At 70.7% G+C, this 15,267-nt stretch carries 15 protein-coding genes and 2 tRNA genes; 6 read left to right on the forward strand and 11 right to left on the reverse strand.

Going from position 1 to position 15,267, the window contains the following annotated elements; all coding sequences use genetic code 11:
- Positions 1-139: 139 nt before the first annotated feature.
- Complete coding sequence (locus tag OG900_20055) at positions 140-646, reverse strand: MarR family winged helix-turn-helix transcriptional regulator (GenBank protein ID WUH92177.1); 507 nt, start codon at positions 644-646, stop codon at positions 140-142.
- An 84-nt stretch (positions 647-730) separates the two neighbouring features.
- Here OG900_20055 and OG900_20060 point away from each other — a divergent pair, with 84 nt between their 5' ends.
- The 4 genes from OG900_20060 to OG900_20075 all read left to right on the forward strand — a co-directional run bounded on the left by OG900_20060 (position 731) and on the right by OG900_20075 (position 2,903).
- The gene (locus OG900_20060; protein ID WUH92178.1) at positions 731-1,375 is read left to right on the forward strand and encodes an NAD(P)H-dependent oxidoreductase; all 645 of its coding nucleotides are present in this window, start codon (positions 731-733) and stop codon (positions 1,373-1,375) included.
- 105 nt (positions 1,376-1,480) lie between these two features.
- Positions 1,481-1,786, forward strand: coding sequence for a hypothetical protein (locus tag OG900_20065; protein ID WUH92179.1), 306 nt, complete (start codon positions 1,481-1,483; stop codon positions 1,784-1,786).
- Positions 1,783-2,280 carry a hypothetical protein gene (locus OG900_20070; protein ID WUH92180.1) on the forward strand — a complete coding sequence of 166 codons (498 nt, stop codon included), beginning with the start codon at positions 1,783-1,785 and terminating at the stop codon, positions 2,278-2,280. Before OG900_20065 ends, OG900_20070 begins: the two co-directional genes overlap by 4 nt.
- An 89-nt stretch (positions 2,281-2,369) precedes the next feature.
- Positions 2,370-2,903: a GNAT family N-acetyltransferase gene (locus tag OG900_20075; GenBank protein WUH95847.1), complete on the forward strand. Its 534-nt coding sequence runs from the start codon at positions 2,370-2,372 to the stop codon at positions 2,901-2,903.
- Positions 2,904-3,075: 172 nt separating this feature from the next.
- Here OG900_20075 and OG900_20080 read toward each other — a convergent pair.
- Positions 3,076-3,148: transfer RNA gene (locus OG900_20080), tRNA-Ala, on the reverse strand.
- 103 nt (positions 3,149-3,251) lie between these two features.
- Between OG900_20080 and OG900_20085 the strand changes: the two genes are divergently transcribed.
- Both OG900_20085 and OG900_20090 read left to right on the forward strand, forming a co-directional pair.
- Positions 3,252-3,806, forward strand: a complete 555-nt coding sequence (locus OG900_20085) for a DNA-binding protein (protein WUH92181.1) — start codon at positions 3,252-3,254, stop codon at positions 3,804-3,806.
- A gap of 36 nt (positions 3,807-3,842) precedes the next feature.
- The gene (locus OG900_20090; protein WUH92182.1) at positions 3,843-5,111 is read left to right on the forward strand and encodes a serine/threonine protein kinase; all 1,269 of its coding nucleotides are present in this window, start codon (positions 3,843-3,845) and stop codon (positions 5,109-5,111) included.
- A gap of 11 nt (positions 5,112-5,122) precedes the next feature.
- Here OG900_20090 and OG900_20095 read toward each other — a convergent pair whose 3' ends face one another.
- The 9 genes from OG900_20095 to gyrB all read right to left on the reverse strand — a co-directional run bounded on the left by OG900_20095 (position 5,123) and on the right by gyrB (position 15,245).
- The gene (locus tag OG900_20095) at positions 5,123-6,475 is read right to left on the reverse strand and encodes a hypothetical protein (GenBank protein WUH92183.1); all 1,353 of its coding nucleotides are present in this window, start codon (positions 6,473-6,475) and stop codon (positions 5,123-5,125) included.
- 122 nt (positions 6,476-6,597) lie between these two features.
- Positions 6,598-8,565, reverse strand: coding sequence for a VWA domain-containing protein (locus tag OG900_20100; protein WUH92184.1), 1,968 nt, complete (start codon positions 8,563-8,565; stop codon positions 6,598-6,600).
- Between the two features lie 181 nt (positions 8,566-8,746).
- Positions 8,747-8,887, reverse strand: a complete 141-nt coding sequence (locus OG900_20105) for a DLW-39 family protein (protein ID WUH92185.1) — start codon at positions 8,885-8,887, stop codon at positions 8,747-8,749.
- Positions 8,888-9,087: 200 nt separating this feature from the next.
- Complete coding sequence (locus tag OG900_20110; protein WUH92186.1) at positions 9,088-9,378, reverse strand: hypothetical protein; 291 nt, start codon at positions 9,376-9,378, stop codon at positions 9,088-9,090.
- Positions 9,375-9,572 carry a hypothetical protein gene (locus OG900_20115; protein WUH92187.1) on the reverse strand — a complete coding sequence of 66 codons (198 nt, stop codon included), beginning with the start codon at positions 9,570-9,572 and terminating at the stop codon, positions 9,375-9,377. The genes OG900_20110 and OG900_20115 overlap by 4 nt, the downstream gene beginning before the upstream one ends.
- Before the next feature lie 130 nt (positions 9,573-9,702).
- Positions 9,703-9,776 (reverse strand) — tRNA-Ile (locus OG900_20120).
- Between the two features lie 71 nt (positions 9,777-9,847).
- Positions 9,848-10,546: a DUF3566 domain-containing protein gene (locus tag OG900_20125; GenBank protein WUH92188.1), complete on the reverse strand. Its 699-nt coding sequence runs from the start codon at positions 10,544-10,546 to the stop codon at positions 9,848-9,850.
- Positions 10,547-10,549: 3 nt separating this feature from the next.
- Complete coding sequence (gene gyrA, locus OG900_20130; GenBank protein WUH95848.1) at positions 10,550-13,090, reverse strand: DNA gyrase subunit A; 2,541 nt, start codon at positions 13,088-13,090, stop codon at positions 10,550-10,552.
- Between the two features lie 157 nt (positions 13,091-13,247).
- Positions 13,248-15,245 (reverse strand): DNA topoisomerase (ATP-hydrolyzing) subunit B, encoded by a 1,998-nt coding sequence (gene gyrB / locus OG900_20135; GenBank protein ID WUH95849.1) that lies wholly within the window; start codon positions 15,243-15,245, stop codon positions 13,248-13,250.
- Positions 15,246-15,267: the final 22 nt, after the last annotated feature.

The raw sequence follows: 15,267 nt of genomic DNA on the forward strand, positions 1-15,267 counted from the left end.
TTGTGTCGCACCGGGCGTCGGACGGGCGTGCCCCAAGATCAGCTCATCGGACGCCCCTGCGAGGCGGCGGCCACGCGGGCATAAGCGACCGCGTCGGCGTCCCTCAGCACGCTCACCGCGGTCAGCACGCTCACCACGCTCAGCACGACGAATCCGGCGCGGCCGCCGCCGGGCCGCACTCCTCGGCCGCCGCGGCGCCGCAGTCCTCCACCGGCCCGGAGGCCGCGAGCAGCAGCAGTTCGTAGAGGGTGGCCCGCTGCGTGGTGTCCAGCGCCGACAGCACCTCGTCCTCCACGCCCGCCAGTGCGAACTCCGCCCTCGCGAGTCGCCTGGCGCCGCGGTCGGTCAGCTGCACCATGTGCCGCCTGCGGTCCTCGGGCGAGCGCCGGCGCTCGATCAGGGCGTCGGCCTCCAGATCGTTGAGCAGCCCCACCACTGTGGCCCGATCCATCATCAGCGTCGACGCGAGCGCCTGCTGCGTGCTCCCATCGCGGTCCCGCAGCACGGTCAGCGCCACCAGATGCCGCGGGCGCAGCCCCAGCGGCTCAAGGACCGACTCGGCGTGCAGACGCATCCGCCGGGCCAGGTTGTCGAGCAGAGCGCCCGACCGCCGTGGCGGCTGGTTCAGCACGGGCAGAGAGGCCATCCCAGAAGTCTATCCGGCCGGCGGGAATCGTGACGTGGTATAAATCGTTGGCACTACACAAACCAATTATGAAGGGTCAATGAGATGCCTCACCTGCTGCACATAGACTCCAGCATCCAGGGCGCCAACTCGGTCAGCCGCCGGCTCACCGCCCGCGCCGCCGCGGCCTGGCGTGCCGCCAACCCGGACGGCACCGTCACCTACCGCGACCTGGGCGAAGACCCGCTGCCGCACCTCGTCCCGAGCACCGCCCACTCCGGAGCCGTACCGGCCGCCGACCGCACCCCCGAGCAGGCCGCCTCCTGGGCGCTGAGCGAGCAGGTCGTCGCCGAGGTCCGGGCCGCCGACACCGTGCTGCTCGGCATGCCCGTCTACAACTACGGCGCCCCCAGCAGCGTGAAGTCCTGGGTCGACCACCTGGTCGTGGTGGGCCTGTCCGTCGACCCGGAGACCTACGAGGGCCTGCTCGGCGGCCGCGACCTCGTCGTCCTCGCCGCCCGCGGCGGCGGCTACGCCCCCGGCACCCCCCGCGAGGGCTGGGACCACGCGGAGCAGTGGCTCCCCCACGGCGTCTCGCTCACCGGTCTGACCCCCCGCTTCATCACCGCGGAACTGACCCTGGCCAAGGTCAACCCGACCATGTCCGAGCTGATCCCCCTGGCCGAGAAGAGCCTCGCGGCCGCCGAACAGTCCATCGACGCCCTCTGGCCCGCCACCACCCTCGCCTGACCCGCCCCAGCGGAAGCCGCACACGCGAAGAGCCCCTCCCATTACGGTGCGGAGGGGCTCCCCAGCTCTCGCCGTCGGTTGGGAGGAGCCACTATCGTCACCACGGTGATCACCGAGGACGACGTGAATCCGGCGACGCTCGTGGCCGGGACGCTGCGGCCGCCCTGGCGTCACGACCTCTACCGGGCGCTGGACTCCTCGGACCACACCACAGCACTGTGGCGCGCGGTAGGCCGTGCGGCGGCCGGCACCGGTCCGCGCAGCCTGCTGAAGCGCATGTGCGAGGTCCACCGGCACCCGGAGGCGGTCCTGACCCTGGGACTGGAGCTCTACCGCGATCCCGCCGCCCCGCCCGGCGAGTTCGCCGCTTTGGTCCATACATGTCCGAAGGGCCGACCGCGACGGACATGAGCACGTGGACCATCGATCAGTACGAGGCCCGCACGGCCGCCATGCGAGGTCGCGCGCTGGAAGGTGTCCGGTTCGCCGCACAATCCCACGCATACGACTCCGACGAGCCCCGGCACGTCCGCCTGCGCTGGGCCGCCGTGTCGCTGGACGCCAATCGGAGGGGGCATGGCGACGACCCCTGGGATCAGGCCCGGATGCACGGCCAGGACTTCATGCTCCGCACATGGATCATCGAGCACCTCGGAGCCGGCGCGGAGCCGGCCTGGAACCCCGACGTCCTGGCCGCCGACACACTCGCCGCGCTCACCCTCGACCCCGCCGAGGCCATGGCCCTGTCCTCGGGCTGGGGCAGTCTTCCGATCGAGCAGCTCGGTCACCTTCGCCGGCACAGGGGTCTGACTGCCCACCTCGACCGACTCATCGGCCACCTGGAGCCCGGACCGGCCAGGGACCTGCTCGCGGCCTGGATCGAGGTCAGGAAGCATCTGCCCTGAGTCCCGCGCGGAGAGACCGCATGACCGGCGGCATGACGGCGCACCCATCGATTACCGCTGAGGTCCTCGTCCTCGGCAGGATGGGCGCCATGACCGAGATCCACACCCCTCGCCTCATCCTCCGTCGCTGGCATGACGACGACCTTGTTCCTATGGCAGAGATCAACGCGGACCCGGAGGTCATGCGCTGGATCGGAGACGGCTCCGTCCGTGACCTGGAGCAGACGGCGGAGAGTATCGAGCGGTGGGAGGAGGAGTGGGACGACGAGGGCTTCGGTCTCTTCGCCGTCGAGCTGATGGCCTCGGGCGAGCTGGCCGGCTTCGCGGGTCTGTCCGTCCCCCGGTTCCTGCCGGAGGTGCTGCCCGCCGTCGAGATCGGCTGGCGGCTCGGCCGGCAATACTGGGGACAGGGCTACGCGTCAGAAGCAGCCCATGCCGCGCTGGAGTTCGCGGTCCAGGACCGTGGCCTCGATCGCGTCATCAGCATCAGCGCGGTGGGCAACGACGCCTCGGAGAACGTGATGCGGAAGCTCGGCATGGTGCTGGATCGCGAGACGACGCATCCGGCGTACGGACATCCGCTGCGTGTTCACACCATCGATCTCACCGAGTTCCACGCCTGAACCGACCACCGCCACCGCAGGCCGGCCGTCTCTCCCGCCGCCAGATCCTGTCCGGCCGGCAGTGATCCGAGCACGCACGCCGCGGCCTGACGCGTTCAGAATGCGTACCGCACACCAACGGCCCCCTCACCCGAACCGGGCGAAGGGGCCGCTGACCTACGTAAACACACTGTGGAGCCTAGGAGATTCGAACTCCTGACATCTGCCTTGCAAAGGCAGCGCTCTACCAACTGAGCTAAGGCCCCGCGTCGGAAAACAGCGTACCGGGTCGGGCGGGGTGGGCCGTACAGGTATTGGTGGCGCCTAGGATGGTTTGCGGATTCGCAGGCGCAAATGTGGGGGGCGGGTATGGACGGCTCGGGGCAGGGTGGGGCGGGCCGGGCTGTGGAGGCCAGGGAGCTGCAGCGGGGGTGGTACGGGGAGCCGTTGGGGGAGTTGTTCCAGCGGCTGATCGGGGATCTGGGGCTCAACCAGTCGCGGCTGGCCGCGGTGCTCGGGTTGTCGGCGCCGATGCTGTCGCAGCTCAAGAGCGGGCAGCGGGCCAAGATCGGGAATCCGGCGGTGGTGCAGCGCCTCCAAGCGCTGCAGGAGCTGGCCTGGCAGGTGGCGGAGGGGCGGACCGGGGCGCTGGAGGCGGCGGCCAGGATGGACGAGATCCGCGAGTCCGCGGGCTCCTCCGTGCTCGGCACGACGTCGCATTCGGTGGCCGCGGAGGCTGCCGCGCCCCGGCAGATCGTGCGCGGCATCCAGGAAGTGCTGCGGGCGGTGGCGTCCGCCGAGGAGATCGAACAGGCCGCCCACTCCCTCGCGCACACCCATCCCGGCCTGGCAGAGTTCCTCCGTGTGTACGGCGCCGGGCGGACCAGTGAGGCCGTCGCCCATTACGAGGCGCACAGGGACTGACGGCGGGCACGGCAAGCAGGGGGAGAGCGGTACGCCATGGGTGAGGTCTTCGCAGGCCGTTACGAGCTGGTGGACCCGATCGGGCGCGGTGGAGCGGGCGCGGTCTGGCGGGCCTGGGACCAGCGGCGGCGCCGCTATGTGGCGGCGAAGGTGCTCCAGCAGAGCGACGCCCACGCGCTGCTGCGCTTCGTCCGCGAGCAGGCGATGCGCATCGACCACCCGCATGTGCTGGCGCCGGCGAGCTGGGCGGCCGACGACGACAAGGTCCTGTTCACCATGGATCTGGTGCACGGCGGCTCGCTGTCGCACCTGATCGGCGACTACGGGCCGCTGCCGCCGCACTATGTGTGCGTGCTGATCGACCAGTTGCTGTCCGGGCTGCACGCGGTGCACTCCGAGGGGGTCATCCACCGCGACATCAAGCCGGCGAACATCCTGCTGGAGGCGACCGGCACCGGCACCCCGCATGTGCGGCTGTCCGACTTCGGCATCGCCATGCGCAAGGGTGAGCCGCGGCTGACCGACGCCGACTTCGTGGTCGGCACACCGGGGTATTTCGCCCCTGAGCAGATGATGGGCGCGGAGCCTGACGTGCCCGCCGACCTCTACGCGGTCGGCCTGGTCTCCCTCTACCTGCTGAGCGGGCAGCGGCCGGACGCGCGCGCCATCGCGGAGCGCTTCCTCGCCGGCGGGGTGCCGTCGGCGCCGATCGGCGTGCCCGAGGGGCTGTGGCAGGTCATCGGTGCGCTGCTGCAACCGGATCCGCGGGCCAGGTTCCGTACCGCCACCGGGGCGCGCAAGGCCCTCGCGGGCGCCGTCGAGCTGCTTCCCGAACCGCCGCCGGGGGAGGAGCCGGTCGAGATCTTCGACCAGATCGGGCCGCTGCCCGAGGGCTTCGGCCCGGACGGGCCCCTTCTCGCGGCTCCGAGAACGGCCGGAGCCGCGGCCGTACGCCCCGAGGCACCGCCGGCCGTCGTACGCCCCCAGGCACCGCCCGCACCGCCGCGGAAGGCGCCGGAAGCCGCCTACGTGTCGCCGACAGCCGGCTATCCGCTGGCGGCCCCCGCGCACCCGCCGACCAGGACCGACGTACCGGCCCCCGCGTCCCCCGCGGTCCCCCGGCCGCCCGCGCCGATGCCGATGCCGCAGGCGGCTGCCCCGCAATCGGCCCTGCCGGACACCGCAGGGACGGCGCCGCCGGCCCGTACGCGCAGACCGGGACCACCGCCCACCGTGGTGATCCCGGTTCTCGTACTGGCCGCGATCTGCTTCGCGGTCGGCATCTACGCGCTGGCCTCAGGCTGACGCCGGAGTCATCACCAGGACGGCGGCGGCCCGAAGCCGGACTGCGGCGGCAAGGGCTGCGTCACGGTGTCCGGCATGGCCGCCGCCCGGCGCCGGGCGGTCAGGATCCACACCGCGAGCGCCAGCAGCAGCACCGTGCCCGCGCCGAGCGCGGCGAAGCCCAGGAAGCGCTTCGCGGACTCGCCGGACGCCGACGAGGACCCGGCTGACTGCGGCGCCCCGTCCGCCGCCGACACGTCGTGCGCGTCGACGCCGATCCCGGCGGCCTTCGGGTCCCCGTCGTAGTCGGGCGCGGCCTGGGCGGTGCCCGAGACGTCGATCCGCAGCGTCACGGGCACGGCGCCGCCGGTCTCCTTGGCCACGTCCGGGTGGACGGAGACCGCGAAGTAATACCAGCCCGCGTAGCGGACCCGCGACACGTCGCTGTCATCGGCCGCGCGGTTGGCGTACGAGACCGGGGCCAGCTGCTCGTGCAGGGAGGTCGGGGTGCCCTGGTAGGAGTGCTCCTGGTCGTCGATCAGCTCGCGCACGGGGCTGTACGCGGTCAGCCGCACCCCGGAGATCACGTAGCCGGCGCTGTCGGAGGTCTGGACGCTGGAGAAGTCCGAGAAGACGGTGGCCTGCTGGCCCCAGTCCACCGGGACCTTGTAGAAGCGGGTCTCGCCGGGCAGCACCTTGTCCTTCCAGATGCCGGTCTTGACGGCGGCCGCGGTCTCGAACGACGTGCCGCCACCGGCCTGTCGCGGGGTGCCGCTGGTCAGCGGGGTCGGCGAGGCGGTGCCGGTGCCCTCAGGCGCGTGGCCCGCGGCCGCACCGGACTTGAGCGGCGGTTCGAGGACGTAGCGCAGCTCCAGCGGCCATACGCCCGGGTCGGAGGCGCCGTCGCTGGTGCGGTGCACGGACAGGTTGTACTGGTTGGCCTCCTGGCAGGAGGAGTCGACGCCGATCAGCCGGGACACCGCGCTGCCCACCGGGCGCACGGCGCCGTCGTCCCTGAAGTGCGCGTCGGCGCTGTCGCAGGTGTCGCCGCCGGCGCTGATCAGCTTCAGCTCGATGCCGTCGCCGTAGGCCACCCGGGTGCCGGGCGCGGGAAGGGCGAAGGCGGAGGCGTAGGCGGAGGACTTGGTGTCCAGGGTGATGCCGTAGATGCGGGTCTCGCCGACCTTGATGCTGTCGCGGTAGGTGACGCCCGGCTGCATGGCGGGCGCGTCGGCGGTGGTGGCCGCCCCGGCGATGGCCTGTCCCTGCGGCTGCCAGGTCGCGGGCACCCCCGGTCCGGGCGGAGTGCTGTCCGCGGCGGCCGGGCCGCCCTGGAAGCCCTGGAGCGCGGTCAGCGCCAGCAGTGCGGTGACCGCGGTGTACATGCCGCGCCTGGTCGCCGTCGTGAAGGTGCGGCGCGTCGTGGCCCGCGTCCTCGGCTCGGTACATATACCGGGCTTTTGCGTCGCCGCGGTATGTGCGCCGTGCTTCGTCGAACCGTCCCGTCTCATGCCCCACCCCTTGTCGTACGGCTCCGCGTGCGGTGGGCCAGGGCCACCGCTCCTATTCCGGCGAGCGCGACGGCGCCGCCCGTACCCGCTGCCACCAGGTCCATGCCTTTGAGGCCGCCGCCGGAAGCCGTCTCCCCGGCCGCCGTGGCGGAAGCGCCCTTGCCGTCGCCATGTGCGCCGGCTTGGCCATGTGCGCCGGCTTGGCCATTTACGTCGCCCTGTGCCTTGCCGTCGGCAGCCAGCGCGGGGGCCTGATACTGCGGTCCTGCCAGTTCCGTACCGGTGACGTCGACCCGCAGGATGACCCCGACCGCCGTGTTCTTCGCGAGCCGTGCGGCGTCCGGGCCGAGGCCGACCGCGATCCAGTAGTCGCCCGCACTGTGGACGGGGGTGGCGTCGCCCTCGCTCACCCAGCGGTTGGTCCAGGTGACCGGCACTGTGCCGAGCCCGACCGACACCGGCGTTCCGCTGTAGGAGCGGTTGCCCCGCGCGTCGGAGGCGTCCTCGACGGGCAGCCGGCCCGGTGCGTAGGCGGTGGTCGCCACGAAGGTCGACGCGCTGGACGAGGCGCCGTCGAGCAGCGGCTCGTTGGCGAATTCGGCCGCATAGGTGAGCTGCTGGCCCCAGCCGAGGTGCACCTTGTAGTAACGGGTCTGGCCGGGCAGCAGCCGGTCCCGCCAGACGCCCTTGGTGACCGCTGTGGCGTCGTTGAAGCCCGTGCCGCCGACCAGGTCCTTCGGGGTGCCTGCCAGCGGCGTGGGCGGCGTGCCGTAGTCGGTCCTGGCGGCCGCGGCGACCGTGCCCGCGGGCAGCGGCGTCTCGTTGTCGAAGCGCAGCTCGACCGGCCAGCGGCTGCGGTCCGAGGCCACCGCGGTGGTGCGGTGGACCGAGAAGAGATAACGCCCGGCCGTGTCGCAGCCGTCCTTGCCGTCCCGGCTCGGCACCCGGCTCACGGCTCCGGTCAGCGTCATCGCGCCCTCGTCCTGGCCGAAGTGCGTGGAGTCCGAGTCGCACGTGTAGCCGTACGCGCCGCTCCCCGCGAGCTTCAGCTCTATACCGTCGCCGTAGTCGACCGGCACACCCGGCTGCGGGACCGCCGTCGCGGACAGGTCGGCGGTGCTCGCGGCGTCCAGGGTCGCGGCATACCACCGGGTCTCGCCGGGGCCGATGGTGTCGGTGTACTGCCCGGGGCCTATTGCCGCGGCTTTCGCCGGGCTCGCCCCGCCGGTCACCGGCTCGCCCGCCATGCGGTAGGCGTCGGCGCTCAGCTGCGAGGCGCGGACCACCTGACGGGCGAGGGCGGCGGCGTCCGGGGCGTCGTAGTAGGCGCCGTGGCCGGCCTTGGCGATGCATTCCAGCTCGTCGCGTGCCGCGCCCTTGACCTGGAAGCCGACCGTGTCGATCCGCAGGTCCAGGCCGTCGCCCGCGAGGCTTGCCGCCACCTCGCAGGGCTTGGGGGCGCCGCAGTTGGACTCGCCGTCGGAGATGAGCAGGACGGTCCGCCGCCCGTGCGCGGGCAGGTCGGCCGCGGCCCTGGTGAGGGCGAGCGCGGTGGGGGTGTCGCCCTTGGGCTGCACGGCGTCCACCGCCCGCTTCATGGCGGCCCGGTCGAGTGCGGTGACCGGCTGGGCCAGCGAGGTGTCGTCGCAGCCGTGGGTCTTGCCTGCGCCGTAGACCCGCAGCCCGGTCGGGTAGCCGTCGGGCAGCCCGTCCACGACCGAGCCGACGGCGGTGCGGGCCGACTCGATCCTGGTGTGCCCCGAGCCGTCGGCGCCCGCCATGGAGCCGGAGGAGTCCAGCACCATGATCAGGCTGCCGTCCTGGCTCCCCGCCGCGGGCGGCGCCGCCGACGCCGCTGTGGCGGGGAGCAGGCCCACCCCCGTGAGCCCCGTGACTCCCGCGAGCAGCAGCCCCGCGGCCGGCCGCAACAGCACCCGCCGCCTCGGCGGTGGTCGTCGTCTCATGGCGCCACATCCCCCTCGTTTCCGCACGACACACCTCGTCGTTTGCTCAAGCAAAGTAATTCATTTGCTGACGCAAACTCAAGCGGCTGCGGTCACGGTCCTGCAACAACGAAGGCCCCGGCCGCAGTATGCGGCCGGGACCCGGGGCGGTCGCGGCACCTCGTGGCGCCGCACCGCCGTCTCACACGTTCGCGCCGGAACCCGCCGGAACAGCGTCAGTGGCTTCCGTCCACAGGTCCTGCTCGGCGCGGTCCGCCTGAATCTGTCGGTACACGAACAGCCCGGCGACGGCGGCCAGTGCGACCAGGAGAAACTTCTTCATCGCGTGACCTCCTCCTTCATGGGTGGGGACAGCATCTGACGCGCCCGACTATACACAGCAGCCGATACCGAACGGTGACCTGATGTCGGCATAACCGGCCGCAACCGCAGAAGCCGCGCCGACACGAACGCCGATACGGACGCGGTGGCGGCGGACACGGAAGGGGCCCTTGACCTACTCAATTGAGTAGGTCAAGGGCCTCACGCGGTGGGGTTGGCGGCGAGCCAGTCCTGGAGTTCCCGGTGCCGGAATTGATAGGCGATCCCGGAGACTCGGAGCAGTCCGGCGCCATACGACCAGTTCAGGAACGCCCCCAGCCGCCAGGGGAGCAGACGGCCCCGGCAACACGCCAGGAACATCAGATATCGCCGGCCGGCAGAGGTGAGGAGGTAAAAGCCAGCCGCCAGCCCCACCGCAAGCCCGCCGTTGAGCCCGAACGTCGGCGCGTTCGACAGAGCGCCGACCAGTCCACCCGCCACCGCGATCGTCACGGTGACCGCCGTTCCGATGGTGAGGTCATCGCGGACGGGACGGCCCAGCGCGCCGGGGTGATGGCGCGGCCGGTGAGATGGATACCGGCCTGGACCGCGTCGACGGGAAGGATCCGGACCCGGGCGACGTCCCGCATCCGCACATCCGCGGTCGCCTTCACCGCCCCCGCCACCGCCCGCACACCGATCGACACTCCGGTACCCGACCGTGACGAAACCCCCGCTGAAGGGCGGGTCCGGTCTCCGGACTGATTCCGGACCGCGGATGTCATCCGTGGATGTCAAAGACCCCCGACCGGTACCGGTCGGGGGTCTTTGCGCAAGTGGGGCTACCAGGACTTGAACCTGGGGCCTCTTCCTTATCAGGGAAGCGCTCTAACCGTCTGAGCTATAGCCCCGCGCTGCATCGAAAGATTAGCGCACGGCAGGCCATGTCCCAAAATCGGTATCGCGCGGCACGCCCTCGGGCCTACTCGTCCTCGGCCAGCGTCAGCTCGACGCCGCCCACGAAGCCGGCCGACAGGTTGTAGATGAAGGCGCCCAGCGTGGCCAGCGCGGTGGCCAGCACCACGTCGATGACCGCGATCACCGTGGTGAAGAGCATCACGCGGTTCAGCGACAGGAACGACACCAGGTCGAAGCCGCCCTTGCCGCCCTGATCCGAGGTGGTGGCCTCGCTGATCGTGGAGCCGACGGTGCTGAAGACGCCGATGGTGTCCAGCACCATCCACAGCACGGCCACCGCCACGATCGTGCAGATGCCCAGCGCGATGGACAGCAGGAAGCTGACCTTCATCACCGACCACGGATCGGCCTTGGCGATCCGCAGCCGCGCCTTGCGGGTGCGCGGCGCCGTCCTGGCGGCAGGGCGCGGCCGGCGCACCCCGGCCGCGGACGGCGAGCCGTGCCCGCCTGACGTGCCGCCCTGCTTGCCCTGGCCGCGCCCGCCGTGCCCGGTGGGCGTGGGCGTAGGTGCGGCTGTCGGCGGCGTCGGCGGCGCACCGGGCGGCGGCGGTGGCGCGTACGCCTGCGGCGGCTGGTGCGGCTGGGCCGGCTGACGGGTGCCCGTCACGGCGTATCCCCCCTCGTCCGGGCCGTTGAGGTTGGCGGAGCCACGGGCACCCCCGGACCTCCCGGCCCCACCCGCGGCGCCCGTGGCTCCACTCACGGCTTACTCCTCCGGTTCACCGGCCGCGGGCTGGTCGCCCTCGGCCGCAACGTCGTGCTCGCTGCTGCGCTCACTGTCGTTCACGGTGTCATCATCCTCGACGCCGGCAGCACCGGCCGTCTCCGGATCATCCTCCGCCTCGGCATTGCGCGCGATGCCGACCACGGCATCCCGCTTCCCGAGGTTGATCAGCTGGACGCCCATGGTGTCACGGCCCGTCTCCCTGACCTCGTTGACCCGCGTGCGGATCACCCCGCCGCTCAGCGTGATGGCGAGGATCTCATCGGTCTCCTCGACCACCAGCGCCCCGACCAGCGAGCCCCGGTCCTCCACGATCTTGGCCGCCTTGATCCCCAGTCCGCCGCGGCCTTGCACGCGATACTCGTCCACCGCGGTGCGTTTCGCATAACCGCCGTCGGTGGCGGTGAAGACGAACGTACCGGTCCTGACGACATTCATCGAGAGGAGTTCGTCACCCTCGCGGAAACTCATGCCCTTCACGCCGGACGTGGCACGGCCCATCGGCCGCAGCGCGTCGTCCGACGCGGTGAACCTGATGCATTGGGCCTTGCGGCTGACCAGCAGCAGATCGTCCTCCGCCGAGACCAGCTCGGCGCCGATCAGCTCGTCGAAGCCGCCCTCGACATCGGCCTCCCGCAGGTTGATGGCGATCACGCCACCGGAGCGCGGGGAGTCGTAGTCCTTGAGCGCGGTCTTCTTCACCAGGCCCGACTTGGTGGCCAGCACCAGATACGGCGCCGCCTGGTAGTCCTTGATGGCCAGGATCTGGGCGATCCGCTCGTCCGGCTGGAAGGCCAGCAGGTTCGCCACGTGCTGGCCGCGCGCGTCCCGGCCGGCGTCCGGCAGCTCGTAGGCCTTGGCGCGGTAGACCCGGCCCTTGTTGGTGAAGAACAGCAGCCACTGGTGGGTGGTGGTCACGAAGAAGTGGTCGACGATGTCGTCCTGCTTGAGCTTCGTGCCGCGTACGCCCTTGCCGCCGCGCTTCTGCGACCGGTAGTCCTCGGTCTTGGTGCGCTTGACGTAGCCGCCGCGGCTGATCGTGACGACGATGTCCTCTTCGGCGATCAGGTCCTCGATGGACATGTCGCCGTCGAAGGGCACCAGCTTGCTGCGCCGGTCGTCGCCGAACTTGTCGACGATGGCCTGCAGCTCCTCGCTGATGATCTGCCGCTGCTTCTCCGGCGAGGCGAGGATCGCGTTGTACTCGTTGATCTTCGCCTGCAGCTCGTCGTGCTCGGCGATGATCTTCTGCCGCTCCAGGGCGGCCAGCCGGCGCAGCTGCATCTCCAGGATCGCGTTGGCCTGGATCTCGTCGATGGCCAGCAGGCCCATCAGGCCCTCGCGGGCGACCTCGACGGTGTCGCTGCGCCGGATCAGCGCGATGACCTCGTCGATCGCGTCGAGCGCCTTGAGCAGGCCGCGCAGGATGTGCGCGCGCTCCTCGGCCTTGCGCAGCCGGAAGCGGGTGCGCCGGACGATGACCTCGACCTGGTGGTTCACCCAGTTGCGGATGAAGGCGTCCAGCGACAGGGTGCGCGGCACACCGTCGACCAGGGCCAGCATGTTGGCGCCGAAGTTGGTCTGCAGGTCGGTGTGCTTGTAGAGGTTGTTCAGCACCACCTTGGCGACCGCGTCCCGCTTCAGCACGATCACCAGCCGCTGGCCGGTGCGCGAGGAGGTCTCGTCGCGGACGTCCGCGATGCCGCCGATCTTGCCGTCCTTGACCAGGTCGGCGATCTTCTGCGCCAGGTTGTCCGGGTTGGTCTGGTACGGCAGCTCGGTCACGACCAGGCACTGCCGGTTCTGGATCTCCTCGACCGCGACGATCGCCCGCATGGTGATCGAGCCGCGCCCGGTGCGGTAGGCGTCCTCGATGCCCCTGCGGCCGACGACCAGGGCGCCGGTCGGGAAGTCGGGGCCCTTGATGCGCTCCATGAGCGCTTCGAGCAGCTCCTCGGAGGTGGCCTCGGGGTTGGCCAGGCACCACTGGGCGCCGTCGGCGACCTCGCGCAGGTTGTGCGGCGGGATGTTGGTGGCCATACCGACCGCGATGCCCGCCGAGCCGTTGATCAGCAGGTTCGGGAAGCGGGACGGCAGGACCGTCGGCTCCTGGTTGCGGCCGTCGTAGTTGTCCTGGAGGTCGACGGTCTCCTCGTCGATGTCCCTGACCATCTCCATGGACAGCGGCATCATCTTGCACTCGGTGTACCGCATGGCGGCGGCCGGGTCGTTGCCCGGTGAACCGAAGTTGCCGTTGGAGTCCACCAGCGGCATCCGCATCGACCACGGCTGCGCGAGACGGACCAGCGCGTCGTAGATCGAGGAGTCGCCGTGCGGGTGGTAGGTGCCCATGACGTCGCCGACGACGCGGGCGCACTTGTAGAAGCCCTTCTCGGGCCGGTAGCCGCCGTCGTACATCGCGTACAGCACCCGGCGGTGCACCGGCTTGAGGCCGTCGCGCACGTCCGGCAGCGCGCGCGAGACGATGACGGACATCGCGTAGTCGAGGTAGCTGCGCTGCATCTCGGTCTCGAGCCCGACGGGCTCGACGCGCAGCCCGCCGGCCTCGTTGCGCAGTTCCCGCTCGGACGCCGGGACGTCGGGCACGGGTGGGATGTTGGGGGTCTCGTCGGCCATCGCTGTCAGATTGTCCTTTCACACGGCCAAAGTGGGGGCCGACTCAGATGTCCAGGAACCGGACGTCCTTGGCATTGCGCTGGATGAACGAGCGGCGTGCTTCCACGTCCTCGCCCATCAGCACCGAGAACAGGTCGTCGGCCTGGGCCGCGTCGTCCAGCGTGACCTGGCCGAGCACCCGGTGGTCGATGTCCATCGTGGTGACCCGCAGCTCCTCCGCGTTCATCTCGCCGAGGCCCTTGAAGCGCTGGATCGAGTCCTCGCGGATCCGCTTGCCGCCGCTCTTGCCCAGCGCCACCAGCGCGTCGCGCTCGCGGTCGGAGTAGGCGTACTCGAAGTCGTCCCGGCCCCACTTGATCTTGTACAGCGGCGGGCGGGACAGGTAGACGTGTCCGGCCTCGACCAGCGGGCGCATGAAGCGGAAGAGGAAGGTCAGCAGCAGCGTGTTGATGTGCTGGCCGTCGACGTCGGCGTCCGCCATCAGGATGATCTTGTGATAACGCAGCTTGGCGATGTCGAAGTCCTCGTGGACCCCGGTGCCGAAGGCCGAGATCAGCGCCTGGATCTCGGTGTTCTGCAGGATCTTGTCGATCCTGGCCTTCTCCACGTTCAGGATCTTGCCGCGGATCGGCAGGATCGCCTGATACTGCGGATTGCGGCCGGACTTCGCCGAGCCGCCGGCCGAGTCGCCCTCGACGATGAAGATCTCGCACTTCGTCGGGTCGTTGGACTGGCAGTCGCTGAGCTTGCCCGGCAGCGACGCCGACTCCAGCAGGCCCTTGCGGCGGGTCAGGTCGCGCGCCTTGCGGGCCGCGACCCGGGCGGTGGCCGCCTGGATCGACTTGCGGATGATGTCCGCGGCCTCGGTGGGGTTGCGGTCCAGCCAGTCGGTCAGGTGCTCGTGCACGACCTTCTGCACGAAGGTCTTCGCCTCGGTATTGCCCAGCTTGGTCTTCGTCTGGCCCTCGAACTGCGGCTCGCCGAGCTTGACCGAGATGATCGCGGTCAGGCCCTCGCGGATGTCCTCGCCGTTGAGGTTGTCGTCCTTCTCACGGAGCAGCTTCTTCTCCCGCGCGTACTTGTTGACCAGGCTGGTCAGCGCCGCGCGGAAGCCCTCCTCGTGAGTGCCGCCCTCGTGGGTGTGGATGGTGTTGGCGAAGCTGTAGACGCCCTCGCTGTACTGGCTGTTCCACTGCATCGCGACCTCGACGGAGAGCAGCCGCTCCTTGTCCTCCGCCTCGATGTCGATGACGGTGGGGTGGATCAGCTCACCCTTGCGCGAGTTGAGATATGTCACATAGTCGACCAGGCCGCCCTCGTAGTAATACGAGACGCTGAGCGGCCTGCCCTCCTCGTCCACGTGGTCGGCGCGCTCGTCGGTCAGCGCGATCCGCAGGCCCTTGTTGAGGAACGCCATCTCCTGGAAGCGCCGCGACAGCGTCTCGAAGGAGTAGTCGGTGGTCTCGAAGATGTCCGGGTCGGCCCAGAAGGTGACCGAGGTGCCGGTCTCGTCGACCGGCTCGTTCTTCGCCAGCGGGGCGGTCGGCACCCCCAGCTTGTAGTCCTGCGTCCAGCGGTGCCCCTCGGTGCGGACCTCGACCGCGACGCGCGTGGACAGCGCGTTGACCACGGAGACGCCGACGCCGTGCAGACCGCCGGAGACCGCGTAGCCGCCGCCGCCGAACTTGCCGCCCGCGTGCAGCACGGTCAGCACCACCTCGACGGCCGGCTTGCCCTCGGAGGCGACCATGCCGACGGGGATGCCGCGGCCGTTGTCCACCACCCGCACGCCGCCGTCCGCGAGGATCGTCACATCGATGGTGTCCGCGTGACCGGCCATCGCCTCGTCGACCGAGTTGTCGACCACCTCTTGCACGAGGTGGTGCAGGCCGCGTTCACCGGTCGAGCCGATGTACATGCCGGGGCGCTTGCGCACCGCGTCGAGGCCTTCGAGCACGGTGATCGCGCTGGCGTCGTAGGACTTGCTGGAATTCTCGTTGGGGTTGCCGGAATCGGCCACGAAGCGCCCTTTCTGGCACAGCACGAGCCGGGTCCCGCAGGGC

Origin of the sequence: Streptomyces sp. NBC_00433, assembly GCA_036015235.1 — a bacterium.
GTDB lineage: Bacteria > Actinomycetota > Actinomycetes > Streptomycetales > Streptomycetaceae > Actinacidiphila.